The sequence below is a fragment of the Parageobacillus thermoglucosidasius genome, assembly GCF_001295365.1.
GTDB lineage: Bacteria > Bacillota > Bacilli > Bacillales > Anoxybacillaceae > Parageobacillus > Parageobacillus thermoglucosidasius.
In genome coordinates, this window is sequence record NZ_CP012712.1 from 2,734,741 (window position 1) to 2,756,592 (window position 21,852).

A 21,852-nucleotide genomic window follows, 5' to 3' on the forward strand; every position below is an offset into this window, starting at 1 on the left:
TTTCCCTAGCTTAATAGAAGAAAAACAATGTACTGGGAAATCAGAGTCATGATGATAAGAACGCTAAGAACAAATTTGATCGGCAAAGGCGGCGCTGCCGCATTCGCCACTGCATCCGATGGTGCGCCCAATACGTTAACACCCATCCACTTTAAGATCCAAATGAAACTTCCAACAGACTCAATCATTGTAACGATCATTAAGACAAGGACTAGCGGATGGTGAATGCCAATCTCAAAACCGGCAAGTATAATCATGAATTTGCTGAAAAAGCCATTAAACGGAGGAACGCCAGTAATGGCCATCGCTGCTGCAATATACCCTAAACCGATAACAGGAGTTTTTTTTAAAATTCCTTTGAGCATGGAAAGCCGGCGGGTGCCGGTTGTATATGCCAGCGCACCTGCAACTAGGAAGAACAAGCCTTTAGCAAAAGCATGATTAAAGATGTGGGCCACCGCTCCGTCAAAAGCCATTTTTGAACCATAAATGGAAAGGGAAACCGCCAAAAAAATGTATGAAAGTTGAGCAATCGTCGAGTAAGCAAGCAATTTCTTCATATCATCCTGCGGGAAATACATAACAAAACCGTAGACCATAGTGACAACCGCCATGATCACCCCGATCTCGCCGATTACTTGGGGGACTGATCCTGCTTCCAGGACAGTCCGCGCAAAGATGTAAACCCCAACTTTAACCATTGAAGCAGCATGCAAATAGGCACTTACCGGTGTCGGTGCCACCATCGCCCGCGGGAGCCAAGGGTGTAAAGGAAGCTGAGCAGACTTGCCCCAGCTGGCGATCAAAATTCCAATAAAAGCAACAATTTTCCCGGTTTCGGTTAATTTGCTAAGGGCGGCTACGGAGAAGCTGCCGGTGCTAATAAAGACATAAGCAGCTGCCACATAGAGCCCAAGTGACGCAAAGTGTGTGAGTATAATCGCCCAGAGCGCAGATCTTCGTGATTTTTGATCTCCGTAAAATCCGATCAAATTCCACGAACAGAGACCAGTCATTTCAAAGAAAAACAACAGTCCAAGCAACGTTGAAGAAAAGACAAGACCGGACATCGAGCCGATAAAAAGCAGCATGAAAGCATAAAACCTAGGAATCCCTTCTTTAACCGGATGTTCCCGGTTACCGGCATTCATATACCCCGCCGAGTAAGTACAAATGAGCCAACCGATGAAAACTACCATGAAATTGACTAAAACACTAAGGGTATCAATCGTGACACCAAACAAATTGATACCGCTAATGGTTAGCAGATCCTGGGTGAAACTGTTGCTGGTTGTTGCAAAAGTGATCAGTAAAAGCAAACCGCAGATAAAAGCTAGGAAGGAGAAAAACTGACTCACTTTTTTCACATGCCGTTCTGGTATAAAAAGGATAAGGGCGCTTCCTAACACTGGCAGCAGGATGCTTCCCAGCGCATACCAAACCATCTACATCGCACCTCCTGACTGAATCTTTCATTAATGAATCAGCAAATTTCCATTTTCTTTACTTATCACCCAGGACAACGCTGACTGCACCCTGCAATAATTGGTTAAGCGGATCTGGTAAGTATAAACCCAACCATACCATAAAGACGAACAAGATTCCAAAAGGCAACAACGTAAGCCAGTTGGCATCACCACGAGGCAGATCCTCTGAAGGAGGGCCGAAAACCGTTTCACTGATGAGAAGGACCAATGCGACAAAAGCGATCACTAAAAACAGTAAAAAAAGGATCATTGCCCAGAAATGCCCACTTTTCAGGCCAGCCGTCAATGTCGTAAACTCGCTGACGAAAATATTGAAAGGTGGTGAACCGGCCACAGCGATAATCCCTGCCATGAACATTAATGCCGTAAAAGGCATGACTTTTAGCATTCCTCGGATCTTGTTCGCATCCCGGGTACCGTATTTCATCATAATATTTCCTGTCGTACAGAATAGAAGTGACTTGGTGATGCTATGGTTGATGGTATGAAGGAGCGAGGCAAATATTCCAAGCGCCCCTCCAATGCCCAATCCTGTAGCAATAATGCCAACATGCTCAACACTGCTGTATGCCAACTTTCTCTTGATATCGTTCTGCATCAAAATGAAGAAAGCGGCAACCCCCACAGTGAGAAGACCAAAGATGAGCAGCAGAGAATTCGGAAACTCCTTGCCAACGACCTGCAAGGCGATAGCATAATATCTGACAATCGCAAATAATGCACATTTGAGCAGTACACCTGACAAGAGGGCGCTGGCCGGGCTCGGAGCTTCACTGTGTGCATCAGGAAGCCAAGTGTGCATAGGAAACAACCCTGCCTTGGTGCCGAAGCCAATCAAAACGAACACAAATGCCAGCTTCATCAACTGCGGATCAAGGTCTTGCCCCATTCGTACCAACTCGGTCCACAACATCGCTCTGTGAGCGTCTTGCACTGAAGAAAAGGCGTTAGAGTAAGTCAGTATCGTTCCATACAGTGCAAAAGCAAGACCAACGCTACAGATCAAGACATACTTCCAAGCACCCTCTGCAGAAGTCTTGTGCTTGTAAAACCCAACTAGGAATGCCGAACCCAAAGTGGTTGCCTCCACCGCAACCCACATAATGGCGATATTGTTGGAAATGGCAGAGATAACCATCGTGAACAAAAATATATGATAGAAACCGTAATAAAAACAGACGCCCTTCTCATTTACTTCGCCATGCGTTAGCTCATGTCTCATATATCCGATGGAATAAAAACCGTTCAAAAAACCAATTACCCCGATCAGCAAAATCAGGATCGCCGTCAATTCATCGGCGAAAAGCATGCCGTCCAGAGCAAACAGGCTTTGTCCGTCCAGCACGGATTTGACCAGTAACAAGGAGAGAAGGGCCAAGATACTAATCCCAAGAAAGTGAACGGTCTCCACCATGCGCCGGGATCTAATCGCAAAAGCCAACAGTGCCGTTCCCAGCGGTACCGCAGGCAAATAGATTAGAATGTTCTCCCCCATTTCAATCATCACCTAACCCTTAAGTAGTGTGTGCTTACCCGTGTCCAAGGTGCCGAAGCCCTTAGATAGGCGCTTAGCAATGACAAGCATGATCAGAACCGCAAATACCGCATCGGTTAAAATTCCAATTTCTACTGTCTCAGGAGCATTGTAAGCCATTAGGGCCAGCGTCAAATGTGACCCGTTTTCCATCAAGCAATAGCCCAAGATCTGCTTGAGCGCATTCCTTCTAGTCAACATACAGAGCAACCCGAGAAGAAAATGGGCGATAGAAACCGCCAGCGCAATCTTTATCTTTAGTGCCGCATACACCTGGAAAGAACCGACCACCACGAACGATAAAGCTACCAAGAGCACAGCAAGAAAAACCGACGTGGTTGTCTTAAGCGACTTCCCTTCTTCTTGCTCTCCTACCTTTTTGAGAGTTCTGATGATTAGATAAGGAACCAAAATAGTTTTGGTGATGAATGCTGTGACGGACCATATATACAACGGTTCTGCATGCATAAATACCGCCAAAGATAGAAAAATCGACACCAAAACAAGGGACTGGATGCTGTACATGTACGCCGCCAACCGGAGCCTCTTGGTTTCTACCACCAGCATTGAGGTCAGGATAAGCAGCACAGTCAGGGCGTTGACTACACTAGTGCCGGACATGATCTTATCCCCTTCCGATCAAATATTGACCATGTAGAAAACGTACGACAACACGGCTATTCCGAAAACCATCCAAGTTACAGCGGGCGTCTTGAAAAGAACAAATCTGGCCATGCTGTTTTCCAGCAGTGCTGCAACCACGTAAATAACAACAACCTTTAAAAGAAAGAGAACCATAGATACCAGAATGGCAGAAGGAGTAACCACCGCCGCGTTCCCAAATGGGAAGAAAATGGCTAGATACAAAGCATTTACTACCATTTGTTTCAATCCTAGGCTCCATTTTAAAATGGCTAGCGAGCGCCCAGAATATTCTGTAAGGGGGCCTTCCTGAATTTCCGCTTCTGCTTCCGCCAGGTCAAATGGGATCTTGCCGGATTCAATAAAAGTAGCGACAGCAAAAGCCACCATTCCCAACAAGACTGCCGGGCTTAAATAGGATATCTCACCGGTCGCCATCTTTTGGTTGATTATTCCCAGATCGGTCGATCCGGAAAGAAGGGCAACCACGAACAGCACCAAGATAATCGTCGGTTCCACAAGAACGCCCAAGGCCATTTCCCGGCTGGCACCAATTCCGGCGAAACTGCTCCCAGAATCCAACCCTGCAATAGAAAAGAAGAAGCGAAACACCGTAAACAGGTAAACGACAACAATGAGATCACCAACCATTCCCAAAGGGGCCTGCAGAGTTAATACTGGAATTATCATGGCGATAAGCAGCATGGTTGCCATGATTACATAAGGTGTTATGCGGAATACCCAGCTGGACTGGGCAGGTACAACCTCTTGTCTTTTGATGAGCTTAAAAATATCCCGATAATCTTGTAAAATACTAGGACCTTTCCTTGAATGGACTTTCGCCCTTAAAACACGGGAGAGACCCGTAAAAAAAGGTGCTACTAGCAGAAGAAATACAGCCTGCACCAAACCGATGAGGAGCAATTTCATTTCGGGCATCTTTTTCTCCTCCTGTCTGATTATCTGACCGTCGTGATCAGTAAGACGACAAGTGTGATAATAATATACATGCAATACACTTGGACATTCCCAACCTGGATGACTTGCACCCGTTTGCCTAAATGAAACATTCCCCGTGCCAAGAGACCATAGATATTATTTTCCCAAATCAATTCCAAACGATCGATGTAGTCCACCGCTTGTTTGGAATATGATGCAATTTTATTTCCCAATCCTATGAGGGCGTTTCTCAGCAAATAGATAGGATGGAAAAGAATTCGCAATGGTTGGACAAAAGCGTTTGCTGTGGCCGCCATCCGCGAAGAATAGGCATAACCGCATGCCCACGGCACAGAATCAATACGTCTTCCAGCCTTCATTCCTCCTTGAATCCAGACAATGAACAAGGAGAACATCACAAGCCCTATAAGGAGAAGGAACATAAGCGGCGTAGAAAGCATAGCCTGCGAGTTACTTCCCGGAAATACCATCATATCGTCACTTACCCAAACCGGATTGGTGCCCAGCAACGCTGATGCCACAATCCCGATATATGGAGCAATCATCGGCGCTCCCAATCCGAGAACAATGCAGCCAGCTACAAGAATTACCATCCCAGCAATCATCGGTACCGGCACTTCTCTGGCTTCCCGTGCCCGATCGCTGCGGAAAGGACCGACAAAAGTAACCCCATAGGCTTTTACAAAGCACATCGCTGCCAGCGCGCCTGTCAGAGCCAGCATAACCGCACAAAGTGGTGACAGCACTTTGAACGTCAGGATGTCGCTTTTGCCCGCCATAAACAGCGATTGATAGAGAAACCATTCACTAACAAAACCGTTAAGAGGCGGAATGGCTGAAATGGCTAGAGCGCCAGTCAAAAATGCGAATCCGGTCCATGGCATTTGTTTGGCCAACCCGCCCATTTCCTCCATGTTTTTTGTGCCGATCCGATAGATTATAGAGCCTGTCCCAAGGAAAAGAAGTCCTTTGAAGACAGCATGGTTTAACAGATGATAGAGTCCCGCCAAAATACCGAGCACTCCCAGAACAGGTTGTCCACTGGCTACGCCAATCATGCCGACACCGATACCCATTAGGATGATGCCCACGTTTTCGGTACTGGAATAAGCTAATTGCCGGTTGAGATCGTTTTCGCCAGAAGCGTAAAGAATACCCAGAAACGCCGAGATTGCACCAATGGTCAAGACTGTAAGTCCCCACCACCAAACGGAGGCACCAAGAAAATCCACCCCCACTCGGATTAAGCCATAGATCGCGACCTTAGTCGACATGAGGGCAGAAACGGTGGATGGAGCAGAAGAATAAGTCCGCGGTAACCAGATATGAAATGGAACGATACCAGCCTTCGTTCCGAATCCTATGAAGCTAAGCAAAAAGACTAGATTTTTCGTAGCTTGGGAAATCTCAACGCTGCGAAAATCAGTAAAGCTGAAGCTGCCTGTGTAAAGGAATAACACAACAAACGAAATGATAATGGCTGTTGCCGCAGCGTGAGCTACAGCAAAGTAGACAAAACCGGAATGAATTGCTTCCTCATCCTGTTTGACCACAACGAGGAAATAAGAAGCCAAGGTCATGATTTCCCAAAAGACTAGAAAATAGAATGCGTTGGAACTGGCAACCGCAAGTACCATTGACAAAATATATGAGTTGTTCAAAAAACCAAATATCCCAGCGTTTTTCCCCACATACTGATCATCATAAGTGAGTGTGAATATGGCTGTAGCGGCAGCTAATAGTGAAATTACCAAAATCATAAAAGCAGAAAGATGGTCCATTTCGATCGTAAATCGTGCAAAAGGGACAAACCCTGAAAGCTCTGTTACGATGGGAGTTTCTCGAACCAAAACGATGATGGTCGAGATCAGCCCTGCAATGGCGGCCGTAAAAGTACTTATCGCTGAAACATAGTTTGCCGCTTTGCCAACTCGATTCATCGCCAAGGAACCCAACGCTCCGGCGACATATAAGAAAACAGACAGCAGAAATAGCTGCTGAACATTCATTTATTCCTACCTCCCGCCCGCAAAATAGGCACCACATTAACAACAGCAGCACTTCTTTTAAAAATTGGGCTAAAGGGGGAGAGAAGGAACTTCTCCACCCCGCCCTTGCGCAAAACTGCTATTTTAATAGTGAAGCAACGGCTTCCTTGCGTCGTTCTGCCTCAAACTCTTCCACTGTCATGAAGACAAGTGCCCCGGTTGGGCAGGATCGAACGCAGGCAGGTATGCCCTCCTCATTCAAGCATGCCCGGTCGCATTTTACCACTTTCCCCTCATTGCGACCGATCGCACCAAACGGACAAGACAAAGCACACATCCAACAACCAATACATTGTTGTAAATTACAGACATTGGTGTTTTCATCCAACTTGAACATCGCTCCTGTTGGGCAGACGGCCACACATGGAGCATCTTCGCATTGTCTGCAGACCGTCGGAACCTTCTTCTCGTCTATATCTTCTACCCAGAGGTACTTCTGTGGTCTTTCCCCTCTCAAAATGGCTCCAACTAGATCTCCGTCAGAAGTATGAGCTACGGCGCAAGCCAGTTCACAGGAATGGCAACCAGTACACCGTTCATAACGAATGAAAATCTCTTTCCGACTCATCGTCGCCCACCTCCAGGAACGCTAAGCCCAAGGCTAGCTCTGCGTTCATCGATGGCCGCAAGAAGTTTTTTCGTTGCGGAATCAGGATCGGATTCAACAATGAAGTATCCACCGGTGTAATCTTGAAGTTTATTTGTCAGCAATTGGGTTACAAACGGGCTGCCTGTGACTGGCATATTGATTCCAACATGTGTCGGCAAACCGAGTGTCACGGCATAATGGCCGATGGTAACAGCTTTTTCCGCCATTGCTTCAGCAGCAGAGGCGACCAATGGAAGCCGGTCAATATCGACACCTAACCGGTTTGCAAGCTCAACCGCTAGCGCCACTCCCCGCGAGCAGTCCACACAAGAGCCGACATGCAAGACTGGTGGCAGCGGACCACCCAAGCCGTTAGCCTCTCCAATGGCTGTCAGTACTGCCTTCAAACCTTCACCACAGAATGTATCCACATTCGCCGGATCCATAAATCCGTGACGCATGAGCGCCCCTGCTCCACAACCAGTAGCCAGCAGCAGTACGTTCTCTTTTAGAAGTTGACGGGCCATAGCAATAAAGTTTTGATCTTGCGTGATCTTGACGTTATTGCATCCAACAAAGAGACAGACTCCGCGGATATTTCCAGCGGCGATATGGTCGATCAGTGGTTTCAAAGGATCTTCAGCATTCAGCTTAGCAAGAGCGTTTTTGATTGCTTCTACGGAGAAACCAGCCACTACTTTGGATTTATGTTTCGGAATATCCACCGGTTTTCCTTTGCGGTGGGTGAAATTCTCGATCGCGATGCGGATGATTTCCTTCGCATTTTCTACGGCCGTTTCTTCCGTGAAATTGACATGGATGGCACCAGGCATTCTAGTGACATCTGTGGTAGTGATGATCTTGGTTCCCATACATTCCGCCACTGTAGCCAACGCTGGCACGATGCACTGATAATCTATTACTACTGCATCGACCGCACCGGTAATCAAGGCCATTTCTTGGCTCACCGAATAAGTACAAGCAGGAATGCCATGGCGCATCATCACTTCATTGCCAGTACAGCAGATGCCCACCACATTCACACCTGTGGCACCCGCTGCTTTTGCTTCCTCTTCCATTTCCCGCGCCACATGAACGATCACATCGGAAAGAACTGGGTTGTGGCCATGCACTGCCAAGTTAACGGCATCGGCTTTCAACACCCCAAGATTTGCCTCAGTTACCACAGGTTGAGGAGTGCCAAAGAGAATGTCAGAAATGTCGGTGCCAATATAGGAACCAGCCATGTCCGCCATGGCGCAACGCAGACCGGCCCAGATGAGATTCATCGGCTCAGCGTCCGCACCGTAGTGAGTTCTGTGCATAATGTCAGCAATTTCGTAGTCGATTCCTTTAGGCATTAAGTTTTGTTCCGAAAGCACCTTTGCCCGATTTTCCGTGACTGTGTGAACCACCCACGAGACTGCCTCTTTCTCATTGAAGTCCGATAACGCAGCTTTCGCCAAGTCCAAAGCGATCTCAGCGTCACTTCTGTTTTCGGTAGGAATGCCTTGACGTTCAGCAACCTTGCGCAATTTGTCTCTATCCTTGATAGCATAGTCCGGCGCTTTACCCTCTGCCGTTTTCTTCAACGTGTGCGCCAAGTGTCTTGCGTGGCCGGAGTGCCCCGCCGCTCCAGATGCGATAGCGCGGTCAAGGCCGCGGGCGACAATTACATCGGCAGTAGCCCCGCAGATTCCCACCTTAGGTTCACCGCCAAACGGATCGATACGGCATGGACCTTGCAAACAGTGCCGACAGCAAAGACCTGTTTCCCCGAATCCACATTGCGGAAGCATGACTTGGTAGCGGTCCCAAATCGTTTCCACTCCCATTTGTTTCGCTTTCTCTATCATCTCGCAAACCGCAGGATCAAGAGAAAAATTACATGTTTTTCCCATAAATATCCTCCCCCTTATTATTGGTGTATCTCTCGGAGAACTCAGTTCTCCTGCAGATAAGATGAAAGCGCTTTAATTAATGGTTGAAAGCGCTTTAATTAATGGTTTAAAAGCGCTTCATCAAGCAATCTAACAGCTAGATCCGCAATCCCTTCAGCGGTAAAAGATTGGTCCTCGACAAAACCGGCAGCCTGATCCAAAATTTTTGTTTGAAAAGGGATCAGTCCAATGACGTCATCTGGCGGCAAGTGACTGAGAATAAATTCTTCATCTTTAGGATGGCGCAATTTATTGCCCACAAATTTGATTTTCTCCACCCCGATATCTGAGGCCAATTTTCGCACGACCAAAGCTGTCTGAACGCTAACGAGAGTTGGTTCGGTGACAATCAGCATCAGATTTACTCCGCGGGCCGTGCCCCGGGTCAAGTGTTCAATTCCCGCACTCATGTCTAGGATTACCATTTCTTGGTGTTTTAAGATAAGAGAATTGATGATGGCATTTAAGACAGTGTTTTCCCGACAATAACACGCAGAACCTCCGGGCTTAATAGCCCCCATTTTCAAAAAACGGATGTTTCCACTTTTGATGGTGTAATCCTCTAATAAGCTATCTACTTCCGGATTTAAAGAAAAGTAAGCTCCACTGCCGCCTGTGCGTTCTGCAATCACCTCACGCATATCGACAATAGGCTTCAAGCTGCCAATCTGTTCCTCGGGAAGCCCTAGGGCCATTCCCAAGCTCGTATCGGGATCGGCATCAACGGCATATACTTGGTAACCTTGCGAAGCAAAATTCTTGATTAAATTAGCAGCGATGGTGGTTTTGCCGACACCACCTTTCCCAGAAATAGCTAATTTCATTTAAACGCCTCCTTTGTTCGGCTTTTCTGAGGTTTTTTGTGATCTTCTTCACAAAAAACCTCAAATTTTTTGTAAAATAAAAAATATAAATTATTTTTACTTTAATTAAAGTATACACTATTTACGTTAAATAATATTGTGAAGTCGTGAACATTATGTAAAAAAATTGGGAAAATTATATTACGTCAGTATGTGAAAAATCGTTCTTCTCTTCTCACGCAAAACTTTCAAACAGGAGGAAATTGACCTGTGATCGGTCATTTTCTTTACAGGGGCTGTTCATGGTGAAAGAAAACGACAAGCAAAAAAGTTAAGTTTATGCTTCCCTATGAGTTTATCTTAACTAACGCTATCTTTCAATAAAAAAACAGAGGCATTACGAAAATCGCAATGCCTCTGCCTTGCAGCAAGGAAACAGAAAACTAAAATAATTCAAATCGTTCCTGTTCCATTACCGTCCTCTCTATTTTAAAAAGCTTTGCGTGCATATTTACAAGTTGACAGCCACTGAAGGGGTTCAAATGTTTTGTGTTTTTGGTATTTTCCATATCAAAAAAAAGATTCCAGCAGTATCGACGAAGGATGCCTCTTCTTACAATGCTTTCAAAACTTAGCCAACCTGGACAAACAATGGCATAGTTCATCCATTTTCTATCAAGTTCCCCTTTTGTTTAAGATAATGAGCCACGCAGATCGATATGAACTAAAATTGCCACATAATGCACCGTGATTATTTTTCGGTTAATGAATGGCTATATGTAATCCCTAGCTTATATGCTCGATTAAAAAGATTCTCATAATGCTTTTTTACTTCCTCTTCATTTTCTATATCTTCAGCTAATGTATTATACAGAAATGCCACTTCTGATTGAGAAATGCCTGTATAACCAGCTAAACCAACATTCAAATAATGGGAAATCATCGCATCAAAATTTCTTTTTTTCAGGCTTTCTTCTGTCTCCCCAACAAGCGGTATCCACAATACTTTTTTGTGCGGAAGGCGCGCTCCCCCGTAAGCAAAACCATAGTTCCATACCCGGTCTATATATCCTTTTACCATTGCCGGTAAGGAATACCACCACACCGGGAAGATAAAGGCTAACCCTTCGTTTCTTTTCAATCTTTCCATTTCTGCGTGAACACGTGGAGAATATGATTTATAAGGATTGTCCCAATCCGGTTCATCTTGTTCGTATAACAGCGGATTAAACTCTTCCCCATACAAATCCGCAATTTCCACTTCATGTCCAGCGTCTTTTAACCCTTGAATAAAACGCTCGGCAATCGCAAACGTAAGGGATTCTCTTCTGGGATGCGAGACAACAGTTAACACTTTCATATAATCAGCTCCTAAACATAAACTTTTGATAAATCACCTTTAAATTACCATTATTCTTTATTTATTATCAAATGATAAGCTCCTTTCTTCATTTATTATCCCCTGTCAGGCGTGTAAGAATTCATTGACGACACGATCACGGCACATTATAATCATAGTAAACATATATGATTTATAAAATTTAAAAAGGGGGACGGGAAATGAGCGATATTTTCAACGAAGTATTGGCTGCAAACAAGGAATATGCCGCTAATTTCGGGGACAAAGCAAATTTGGCGATGCCGCCGAAGCGTCGCTTTGCCATTCTGACCTGCATGGATGCGCGCCTTGACCCAGCCAAGTTTGCCGGTTTGGCAGAAGGTGATGCTCATGTGATCCGAAATGCTGGAGGCCGGGCAAGCGATGACGCGATTCGTTCTCTTGTCATCTCGTACAAGCTGTTGGGAACGCGGGAGTGGTTCGTGATTCATCATACCGATTGCGGCATGGAGACATTTACTAATGACATTATCCGCAATTTGCTCGCAAACAGTCTGGAACAAGCAGAGTTTGATGGGAAAAATTGGCGTGACACCGGAAGAGGGCCGGGTTCCAGAGCAGGAGAATATATGGAATTTTTGCCAATCAGCAATCTGGAACAGAGTGTGATCGACGATGTCGAGCGGATTCGTTCCCATCCTCTTGTTCCGGGCTATATTCCGATTTACGGTTTTATTTACGACGTGAAAAGCGGCCGGCTGATTGAAGTACCTGAAGCTAACCGCATTGGCCGGGCAACTATCTGACCATCCATGCTTTTGCTTGTTTTCACCAAGCGAAGCATGCCATTGCTGTTCAATAAAGGAAACTTGAGCCCAAGTTTCCTTTATAATTTATTTCAACTACTTCCGCATGTTGTCCAAATGTTTGGAAGTTCATTGTTGATTATTTTCCCAAAGAACTTTCATCGCCAACAAATAATATTCCCTCTTCTCCATCTCCAACCATTGTTCGCCTTCCCCTGTCCCGCCTGCCGTCTATTTTCTCTTGCACATATAGCTGACATACACGTATAATTGAATTCTCCGGTCTATTCCTCGCTTATTGCCATAAAATAGTTTCGTGATGCCCTTGCCTGTTCCGTTAAAGAATGATGGCCAATTGGGCTGCTTTGCCAAAACAAAAGTTACTTTTAAAACCGGCGGTGCGCTTTATACAGAAGAAGCCATTTTGCATATGAATATTTCTATTGTTGACAATTTGCTTTCACTCACAGATAATACAGTAATAGGAACGTACATTCGTTCGTTGGCCGGGACTAGCATTTTATTGTCATTCTTACACGTTCATAAAAGATGCTGGCGGAAACGGAAAATTCAAATCAGCTTCATGACAATTAACCCTTGTCAAAAACCAACACCAATTTTTAAACGAATACAAGTAGAGAGGTTATTTTTATGTCAACAACAAACGCAAACCTATCCATGACTTCCCTATTACGTAATCGTTTCATCCAAACGATTATGACGGCTAGCCTGTTTATTCAGATTGGCATTTGGGTTCGTAACTTTGCGATTCTGTTGTTTGTTACCGAGAAGACAAATGGGGATGCGCTTGCCGTCTCACTCATATCGGTGGCTGAATTTGCACCGATTTTTATCTTTTCTTTTATTGGCGGCACGTTTGCAGATCGCTGGCGACCAAAACGGACGATGATCTGGTGCGACCTCTTCAGCGCTATATCGATATTTGTCATATTAATGGCGCTCCTGTTTGGAACATGGAAAGCGGTTTTTCTCACTACATTCGTCTCCGCGATCCTATCACAGTTCTCTCAGCCTTCGGGGATGAAACTGTTCAAAGTGCACGTTCCACAAGAGCAGATGCAGGCAGGTATGTCATTATTCCAAACAATGATAGCGGTTTTTATGATCATCGGTCCGATATTAGGCACTTTCGTCTTCCAACAATTTGGTATCTACATCTCGATGGCGATAGTAGGGACAGCTTTTCTGTTATCTGCTCTTGTACTGACGTTACTGCCTCCCGACCAGATAGTGGAGAAAAGCGAAAGCAAGGCATCGCTCTGGCGTGAAATAAAGCTTGGTTTTCAATATGTATGGTCACGCAAAATTCTTGTGACTTTGGGAGGCGGCTTCATGGCTGCGGGATTAGGGCTTGGATTAATCCACCCGTTGGCCATCTTTCTGGTAACAGAACGCCTTGGCCTGGAGAAAGATTACTTGCAATGGCTGTTCACCGCTCATGGGGCAGCTATGATCATCGGTGGCGCTGCGGCAATGGTCTTCTCTAATCGGATTGCGCCGCACATCCTGCTGATGCTGGGGATGGGTGTCATGGCTGCGGGAATTTTTGTGATGGGTTGGTCCACCATGTTCTGGCTGACCTTGCTGGCCGAATTTATCATCGGTCTATTCATGCCTGCTTTTCATATTGGTATTAATACGATTATCCTGAACAATACCGACGAAACGTTCGTAGGACGTGTGAACGGAATATTGACCCCTCTGTTCATGGGTTCGATGGTTATCACGATGAGCTTGGCTGGTCTGTTGAAAAAACAATTCTCGCTCTTCACGATCTATCAAGCCTCTGCCGCACTCTTTGTCATTGGCATTTTGGTCATGCTTCCGATGTTCCGGATGCTTAGAATAAGTCCATTAGCCAGCCATAATACGGTGCAGCACCACAGATGATGAATATATTGCTTTTCGCCTGATAAACTCTCCCACCTTTCATTCTTGAAGAGGTGGGAGTTTTTTACCGCCTCTATTGAATAAAAAAGCTTCTGCGCAAAAGATGCAGCCCCCCTTCAACTCGATTCCTGCAATGGCAGTTTTCCACTGAATCCATAAGCAATATCATATCCCCCTTCTTCTACTTCTTGCTTGCGCAATCCGTACGCCGGCTTCGTTTTGTACGTTCCATCGTTGAAGGCGCCATGCAGCAACACGTATCGTTTCCGCCTGTTCGTACTTTTTCCATTGCCGAAACCTTGTCCAACTCCGCTTTGGCTCCCCAAAAGAATACTTTAGGCCGCGAAACATAAGCATTTCCTTCTTTTTCTACCTTGAATTCGGGATTATACGCTTGTGTTGGATGAATGGATGAGCGATCCGAATGAAGAAAATATGCAGATGAACGGAATGGACCATAGCAGTATGGGAAACGGAAATGGCTCTGAGCACCAACATATGAACACAAGCAGCATCAGCCATGATATGAGCATGTATGACATTTTCACCATCAACGGGAAAAGCAGCTCTGCTGTTAAACCTTTAAAAGTAAAAAAAGGCGAAAAAGTGCGGCTTCGCCTTGTAAACGCAGGATACATGCTCCATCAGTTGCACCTGCATGGCCACGAATTAAAAATTGTCGCAACAGACGGACAGCCGTTAAACGATCCGCAGCCAATCAAAGACCGAACTTTTGAATATCGCTCCGGGAGAGCGTTACGATATTGAATTTACGGCAAATAATCCGGGCGAATGGTTATTAGAATGCCATGGCGACAGGAAAGGAACCGATGGCATGAAAGTAAAAATCCAATATGAAGGCGAAAAAGTCAGTGCCGATAAAGCGAACGCAGCAGAAGCTCTGCCTGTCGTGGGCATGACAAGCTATGGAAAACAGAAGCTTGGGGAATTTACATTAGATCAAACATATGATGTGGAATACACGATGAATTTAGGGACAGCCATGGGCAAAGGCGGTATAGTCTACACGATCAATGGGAAAACGTATCCTGAAACGGCACCTGTTCATGTCAAGAAAGGCGATCTCGTCAAAGTAAAGCTAGTGAACGATTCACCGGCGGATCTGCATCCTATGCATTTACACGGGCACTTTTTCCAAGTATTAAGCAAAAACGGCAAGCCAATGACAGGTTCCCCGTTGATAAAGGATACCTTGAACTTAAAACCTGGTGAAGAATATGTCGTCGCTTTTAAAGCAGATAATCCAGGCAACTGGATGTTCCATTGCCATGACTTGCACCACGCCTCAGCTGGAATGGTCACAGAAGTAAAATACAAAGATTATAAACCAGACTATACACCAAACCCGAATGACACAACCAATCATCCTGAATAACCATTCCCCTCCAAAATAAAACTTGGAGGGGAATTTTTTCTGCTGGCGGAAATATATGCAGTTTTCCCTCCGGATCTGGGAGAACGAAAACCGCAGATTGTTTCTTGCACTGCATATCGATGTTTTCATTTTCTCACGTTAAAGCCATAAACGACGCTAAGCAAGATTATCAAGGCTCCATATTCTTTTATAAACGAAATGTGCAGAATGGATGGATTTTAAGGACAGCCGCCGAGGATGATCACGCTTTATGACAAAATGACAATTTAAAATGTTGCGATGATTTTCACGAAAAATTCATTGCCTTAACAGGATATAAATAGGTAGGATATAAATAGGAGTAATTTCTTATTCTACTTTTTTGCCATCTTCGATAAGATGAAATCATTGTAATATTATGAAGAAAAAGGAGAGACATCCAATGAATTTTTCTCTTTGGATTAAAAAAGAAAAACACAATTCTCCTCATAAAATAGCATTGGAACTGCCAAACGAACGAAAACCTATTCAAATAAAAGATGCCACTATTAATATGCAATTAGAAATAATCGGGCTAACTCATCGCGATTTAGCTATATTGTCACAGTTAAAACCATTGGTAGAAGAAAAAATTAATTGGATTGCCGAGTGCTTTTACGAGACGTTAGAGAAAGAACCATCTTTATTTCAAATTATCCATCAACATAGCACCATTGAACGTCTCAAAAAAACGCTTATCACACATGTGATTGAAATGTTTGAAGGACGCATTGATGAAGCATTTATTGAAAAACGCACGCGCATTGCAGTCGCACATGTAAAAATTGGGCTGTTGCCAAAATGGTATATGTGCGCATTTCAGAAGCTTCAGTTGCTGATTATAGAAACAATCGTTCCACATCTGGACGATCCTTCACTGTTGGTTGAATCGATAAAATCGATCACAAAAATTTTAAATTTTGAGCAACAGCTTGTTTTAGAACAATATGAAAAAACAAATGAAGAAATCCGAATGCAGATGGAACATGCTAAAAACGAACTCAAACTGCAACTGCAAGCGACAGCGCAAGAACTTTCCGGCATATCCGAAGAAGTCAATGCTTCGGTTTCTGAATTGACAACGGAAGCAATGAACATTTTGCAATCCATTGAGGAAGCCTCTTCTATTTCCGAAAAAAGCGAGCGCCATTCTGCCGAGGGCCAAGAAAAATTGCAAAAACAATTATCAGAAATCCACCATATTCAAACAATGATGAAAGAAGTCAATGCAAAAATCAACAGCTTACAACAGTCAGCCCGTGATATCGCAAGAATCAACAATATCGTGACAGAGATTGCCGATCAGACAAACATGCTCTCGTTAAACGCTTCGATCGAAGCGGCGCGCGCAGGAGAACATGGCAGAGGTTTTGCAGTTGTCGCTGATGAAGTGAGAAAGCTTGCTTCCCAAACGAAAAAGTCTGTTGCTGACATCACAAATATTTTAAACGACTTGAATCAGAAGGTAGGGGCGATTTCCGAATCAATCAATTCAGCACACACATTGATTGACCGCAGGACAAGCGATATGGAGAAGATCCATCAGTTTTTTGAAACGTTATCACAGTCACTTCAGCAAATCCGCACCCAAAATCAAGGGATTTGCGAAAAAATGAAACGGTACGTAGATGTGGTCACCGATATTAATGACGCCACCAACAACGTCGCTGTATCGGCTGAGCGATTGGAGCAATTAACAAACGGCTTATAACCGGCAAAGCCTTTGCCTCTTTAAGAATAAGCGGCAAAGGCTAAATAATGGTTGTGCTTCGGAAAAGAAACGGGAAGAATGGTTGATGAATATTTATAATATTCCGAAAATAACAATATCTTATGGAACAAAGGAAAAAACTGTTCCCGCCGCCAATGAAAATAGAACCACCAGCCAAGGCGGCCATTTCCAAATGGTTAATAAAGCAAAGGCCAATAGCGCTAAGGAAAAATCAAGAGGGCTTTTTACCGCCTTCGTCCATACCGGATGATACAGCGCCGCCAGCAAAATGCCTACGACCGCTGCGTTAATGCCGCCAAGCGCCCCTCTTCATCCAAAACTGGCCATTCCCAGATACGAAGCGAACGTAAACAACGGTCCGGGTACCGCCTGCGCGGCGCCGTATCCTGCAAGAAACTCATCGGCCGTCAGCCAATCCTGCTGGGACAACTTCCGCTTGTAATAAAGGAAGAACAACATGCCCTCCTCCGAATACTAAAGCACCAGTACGGTAGAAGCTGTCAAACAGCGCAAGCCAGTGTGAGTCTGTCAGCTTGCGCGCCAGCGGAAGCAATAGTAGCAAGGCAAGAAACGAAATAAGCAAGCTGACCGCGGTTTTTTTATGGATTCCGACGGCAATCAGATCTGGCTTTTTTTCCTCTATAGTGTTCTGCAATAAAAATGTGCCGGCAATTCCTGCGGCAACAATGATGCCTACTTGGGTGAACACACTCGGGACAAGCAGCGTGAAAACCGCGGCGGCGATGGCAACAGAAGCGCGTGGACGATCATAGGCAAAGTTTTTCGCCATTCCCCAGACCGCTTGCGCCACGACGGCGACCGCAGTTACCAACAGGCCGTGAAACCATTCTGTATTCATCAAAGAAACGCCTTGAAAAAAATAAGCGAATAAACTGAGCGCAAGCGCGGACGGAAGGTAAAACCCAGCCATGCGGCAAAAGCCCCCCAAAAACCCGCCCGCATAAAGCCAATCCCTATTCCTACTTGGCTGCTCGCTGGACCGGGGAGAAATTGGCATAATGCCACTAAGTCCGCATACGTTTTTTCGTCCAGCCATTGGCGCCGCTGCACATATTCTTCTCGAAAACACCCTAAATGAGCGACAGGGTCGCCGAACGAAGTCAAACCAAGGCGAAGCGCTGTTGTCCACACTTCCCCAACGGAGCCTTTTTGCTGGACCTGCATTTTCTTTTTTTGATTCAATTGGCTATCCCCCTAGGCAAGGCTGCTTTCTATCCTCGGCATCACTGTTCCCGGTTTTTGTGTCACAGAAACCACGAATCCACTGTTAACAAAATGTCATCCGCAGCAGGTACGCGCTAGCAAAATCCGCGATAACCCCAATCTGTTCATCTCCGTTTCGGATCGATGAAACCGCTTAATGATTGCCTGTTCACGTTCGCTTAAGGATATTTAGCAAACGAGTTTTTTTCATCTGTTTTGGCTTCTTGACATCCGCAGCAAAACAGAATAGCTGATATTGGTTTCATAGCGTCTTCTTTTTTTGTTGATATATATGCATCAATATTATCATTATTGTTAAATAAACATCAACCACACTTTCGGAAACGTATTTTCTCTTTGCTCAATGAAAGATCGGCTCGCCATTTTGGATCACTGTGTTTATCTCCGAAAAAATTCATAGCCTTTTTGAATGATGCTATCGCCAAATTTTTGCTGAAGGTGCTCAATCGTATTCTGCAACGCTTCCTTTTTGGCATCCTCTTCAAAGTGAAACAAGTCTAATTGTTTCACCGCTTCCCTTTTATCAAACACATCGATGGCGGTAATGCCCAGCAGCCTTACCGGATTGCCGTTCCAATGGCGTTTTAATAAATAGACGGCACGCTGAAAGATTTCTTCCGCCTCTTGAACTGGATTTTCCCATGTTTTGCTGCGGGTGATTGTTTGAAAATTGCTGTAGCGAATCATAATTTGGATCGTCGAAGAAACAACATGCTTCTGTTTCATTCGCTTGCTGACGGATTGCGCCAAATCGCGCAACACCTCAAGGAGAACCCGCTCCTCTGTCACATTTCGGGAAAGCGTTGTGGAGTTCCCGATTGATTTCCATTTTTCACCCGCTTCTGGATCAACCGGACGGGGATCTATCCCATTCGCCCGCTCTTTTAAGCGAACCCCAGTAATACCAAGCAAATTTTGCAATATCGCGGTTTCCGCCTTCGCCAACTCACCGATAGTGAAAATGCCAATGCCATTTAATTTTTTTGCCGTTTTGTCACCAACGCCATGCATCTGCTGAACAGGAAGTGGCCAAAGTATTTTTGGCACATCGCGCTTGCGCAGAACGGTAATGCCTAACGGTTTTTTCATATCGCTCGCCATTTTGGCCAAAAATTTATTTGGCGCAATGCCAATGCTAACAGGAATATGCAACGTTTTTAACAATCCTTTCTGGATTTGCTCCGCGATGTCCAATGGTGAACTGCGTGATGAATAACCATCGGTGATATCCAAATATCCTTCATCAATCGAAGCAGGCTCCAAAACAGGGGTAAACGTCTTCAAAAATTGAAATACTTTCTCGCTTGTATCGCGGTATAAGTGAAAATCGGGCTTTAATATAACAAGATGCGGGCATCTTTTTTTCGCTTCCCATAACGGCATCGTCGTGTAAATGCCAAAGCGTTGTTTTGCGATATAGTTTGCCGCTAACACAACACCTTTGCGTTCTTTCGGGTCTCCCGCTACAACAACCGCTTTTTCTTTTAACGATGGATCTCGCGCGATCTCGCAGCTTGCAAAAAATGAATTGCAGTCGACATGTAAAATGACACGACCGTACTTTTGGCGCGTTGTTTCCATGTTGGTTTTCTCCTTTTTTGCATGAATAAAAAGCAGAGGAGTTATCGCCATCCATCTGAAATGTTGGTTTTGCACCTTGAATCCAAGATGCTGACATACATGTATTATCATTTTCCATTCAACGCTGGCCTATAATATGCTTTTTTTTCGTATTCCGCCTTCATAGCGCAATATATATAAAGATCATTCAACAACAGCACATATGTTCGTTTATTTTTATAATAAACGATTTAGCTGTTTTTGTCTATTGACGGTTGATGTTTATTTTTAATTGATTATTTAGAACATAGTTTAAATAAATTGTATAAATCATACAAAATAGCTTCGTTATCTTTTGAATGGCAAGAGCCATTTTTTTCGCCTTTCTGTTATTGTTATGATTAAGACGGACAGTTTTCGCTAAAAAAAACAGCAGCCATTTATTGCTGCCGTCTCTCTTATGTTAGATGCTATTCTATTGGCGTTTCTTGCACAATAAGCGAAGGAGCCTTCGTGCGTTTTGTGATTTCCACTAATTGGACATGATGCCCTTCCATTTGTAATACTTTAAATTCGTAATCGCCGTAGGAAAGAACGCCGCCTTGCTGGATATCAAATTTTTCTGTTAAAATCCAGCCGCCAATCGTATCAACATCCGTATCATCGATGTCTGTTCCAAGCAAGTCATTTATATCTTCAATCAATACTTTCCCATCAACAATAGTAGTGTGTTCATTGACTTTACGGATCATCGGAACCTCGTCAATATCAAACTCATCTTGAATTTCGCCGACAATTTCCTCTAATATATCCTCGACCGTCACAAGCCCTGCGGTTCCGCCGTATTCATCAACTAAAATTGCCATATGAACTCGTTCACGCTGCATCTTAACAAGCAAATCATGGATCGGGATGGATTCAATGACTTGTATGATTGGGCGGACATAATCGCCTAATTTCTTTTCAACCGCTTGCGGGGTTTGAATACAATCCGTTAATATTTCTTTTATGTTTACCATGCCAACGATATGGTCTTTATCTCCGTCTATAACAGGATAGCGCGTATATTTTTCTTGCTTCACAACTTCCAAAATATCCATGATTGCATCATTTTTGTCGAATGCGACAATTTCTGTGCGCGGCACCATGATTTCTTTGGCGACCCGGTTGTCAAACTCAAAAATATTGTTTACATATTTATATTCCGACTGATTAATTTCCCCGCTCTTATAGCTTTCGGATAAAATCAGCCGCAATTCTTCCTCTGAATGGGCCACTTCATGTTCAGATGCCGGTTTCAATCCAAACAATCCGGTAATGACGCGAGCGGAGCCGTTTAAGGCCCATATAAACGGATACATGATTTTGTAGAAAAGGATCAAAGGCCTTGAAGATAACAGCGTTATGGTTTCTGCTTTTTGAATCGCCAACGTCTTAGGAGCTAATTCACCAACAACTACATGCAAAAATGTAATCGTCGCAAAAGCAATCGCGAAAGAAAGGAAAGACGCAACAGACTCATTTAAATTCATTTGTTTAAATACAGGGTGGAGCAAATGCTCCACCGTTGGTTCACCAAGCCAACCAAGCCCTAATGCGGTAATGGTGATGCCAAGCTGGCACGCCGATAAATATTCGTCCAAATTGCTGATGACTCGTTTTGCAGCCCGGGCGTTTCGGTTTCCTTCAGCGATCAGCTGGTCAATACGTGTACTGCGCACTTTAACAATGGCAAATTCCGATGCAACAAAGAATGCTGTTAAGGCAATTAAAATGCCAACCATCAGCAAATTAACTATCTCCAATTAAGCTCTCTAGCTGTACGCAAACAACTAGAGAATC

15 protein-coding genes and 2 pseudogenes are annotated in these 21,852 nt (G+C 44.5%); 4 read left to right on the plus strand and 13 right to left on the minus strand.

The window, feature by feature from the left end:
- Positions 1-5: 5 nt before the first annotated feature.
- From AOT13_RS13390 to AOT13_RS13435, 9 genes are all read right to left on the minus strand, one after another.
- Positions 6-1,445, minus strand: a complete 1,440-nt coding sequence (locus tag AOT13_RS13390; RefSeq protein ID WP_042385280.1) for a hydrogenase 4 subunit D — start codon at positions 1,443-1,445, stop codon at positions 6-8.
- A 58-nt stretch (positions 1,446-1,503) separates the two neighbouring features.
- A complete protein-coding gene (locus tag AOT13_RS13395; protein ID WP_232511531.1) occupies positions 1,504-2,982 on the minus strand; it encodes a hydrogenase 4 subunit F in 1,479 nt (492 codons plus the stop codon).
- A 12-nt stretch (positions 2,983-2,994) separates the two neighbouring features.
- Positions 2,995-3,642 (minus strand): hydrogenase 4 membrane subunit, encoded by a 648-nt coding sequence (gene hyfE, locus AOT13_RS13400; protein WP_042385276.1) that lies wholly within the window; start codon positions 3,640-3,642, stop codon positions 2,995-2,997.
- Between the two features lie 18 nt (positions 3,643-3,660).
- A complete protein-coding gene (locus AOT13_RS13405) occupies positions 3,661-4,602 on the minus strand; it encodes a respiratory chain complex I subunit 1 family protein (protein WP_042385275.1) in 942 nt (313 codons plus the stop codon).
- A 20-nt stretch (positions 4,603-4,622) separates the two neighbouring features.
- Entirely contained in the window at positions 4,623-6,632 is a 2,010-nt protein-coding gene (hyfB, locus tag AOT13_RS13410) for a hydrogenase 4 subunit B (RefSeq protein WP_042385273.1), read from the minus strand.
- A gap of 118 nt (positions 6,633-6,750) precedes the next feature.
- Positions 6,751-7,239, minus strand: coding sequence for a 4Fe-4S dicluster domain-containing protein (locus AOT13_RS13415; protein WP_003250291.1), 489 nt, complete (start codon positions 7,237-7,239; stop codon positions 6,751-6,753).
- Positions 7,236-9,161 (minus strand): anaerobic carbon-monoxide dehydrogenase catalytic subunit, encoded by a 1,926-nt coding sequence (gene cooS, locus AOT13_RS13420; protein WP_013400775.1) that lies wholly within the window; start codon positions 9,159-9,161, stop codon positions 7,236-7,238. The genes AOT13_RS13415 and cooS overlap by 4 nt, the downstream gene beginning before the upstream one ends.
- A 98-nt stretch (positions 9,162-9,259) precedes the next feature.
- The gene (locus tag AOT13_RS13425) at positions 9,260-10,024 is read right to left on the minus strand and encodes an ATP-binding protein (protein ID WP_003250287.1); all 765 of its coding nucleotides are present in this window, start codon (positions 10,022-10,024) and stop codon (positions 9,260-9,262) included.
- Positions 10,025-10,754: 730 nt separating this feature from the next.
- Positions 10,755-11,363 (minus strand): NAD(P)H oxidoreductase, encoded by a 609-nt coding sequence (locus tag AOT13_RS13435; RefSeq protein WP_003250285.1) that lies wholly within the window; start codon positions 11,361-11,363, stop codon positions 10,755-10,757.
- Positions 11,364-11,563: 200 nt separating this feature from the next.
- On the opposite strand from AOT13_RS13435, the gene AOT13_RS13440 reads away from it, so the two are divergent.
- Positions 11,564-12,148, plus strand: a complete 585-nt coding sequence (locus tag AOT13_RS13440) for a beta-class carbonic anhydrase (RefSeq protein ID WP_003250284.1) — start codon at positions 11,564-11,566, stop codon at positions 12,146-12,148.
- Between the two features lie 651 nt (positions 12,149-12,799).
- On the plus strand, positions 12,800-14,059 hold the full coding sequence (locus tag AOT13_RS13445; protein ID WP_013876879.1) for an MFS transporter: 1,260 nt from the start codon (positions 12,800-12,802) through the stop codon (positions 14,057-14,059).
- Positions 14,060-14,175: 116 nt separating this feature from the next.
- On the opposite strand, the gene AOT13_RS13450 is transcribed toward AOT13_RS13445, so the two are convergent.
- Complete coding sequence (locus tag AOT13_RS13450) at positions 14,176-14,316, minus strand: hypothetical protein (RefSeq protein WP_013400772.1); 141 nt, start codon at positions 14,314-14,316, stop codon at positions 14,176-14,178.
- A gap of 124 nt (positions 14,317-14,440) precedes the next feature.
- Between AOT13_RS13450 and AOT13_RS13455 the strand changes: the two are divergent.
- Both AOT13_RS13455 and AOT13_RS13460 read left to right on the plus strand, forming a co-directional pair.
- Positions 14,441-15,455 (plus strand): annotated as a pseudogene (locus tag AOT13_RS13455) (multicopper oxidase family protein); the annotation flags it as partial.
- A 421-nt stretch (positions 15,456-15,876) separates the two neighbouring features.
- A complete protein-coding gene (locus AOT13_RS13460; protein WP_013876878.1) occupies positions 15,877-17,184 on the plus strand; it encodes a globin-coupled sensor protein in 1,308 nt (435 codons plus the stop codon).
- Positions 17,185-17,304: 120 nt separating this feature from the next.
- On the opposite strand, the pseudogene chrA reads toward AOT13_RS13460, so the two are convergent.
- From chrA to AOT13_RS13475, 3 genes and pseudogenes are all read right to left on the minus strand, one after another.
- A pseudogene (gene chrA, locus AOT13_RS13465) lies at positions 17,305-18,408 on the minus strand (chromate efflux transporter).
- Positions 18,409-18,828: 420 nt separating this feature from the next.
- Positions 18,829-20,031 (minus strand): DNA polymerase IV, encoded by a 1,203-nt coding sequence (locus tag AOT13_RS13470; protein ID WP_042385268.1) that lies wholly within the window; start codon positions 20,029-20,031, stop codon positions 18,829-18,831.
- Between the two features lie 449 nt (positions 20,032-20,480).
- Positions 20,481-21,815: a hemolysin family protein gene (locus AOT13_RS13475; RefSeq protein ID WP_042385264.1), complete on the minus strand. Its 1,335-nt coding sequence runs from the start codon at positions 21,813-21,815 to the stop codon at positions 20,481-20,483.
- Positions 21,816-21,852: the final 37 nt, after the last annotated feature.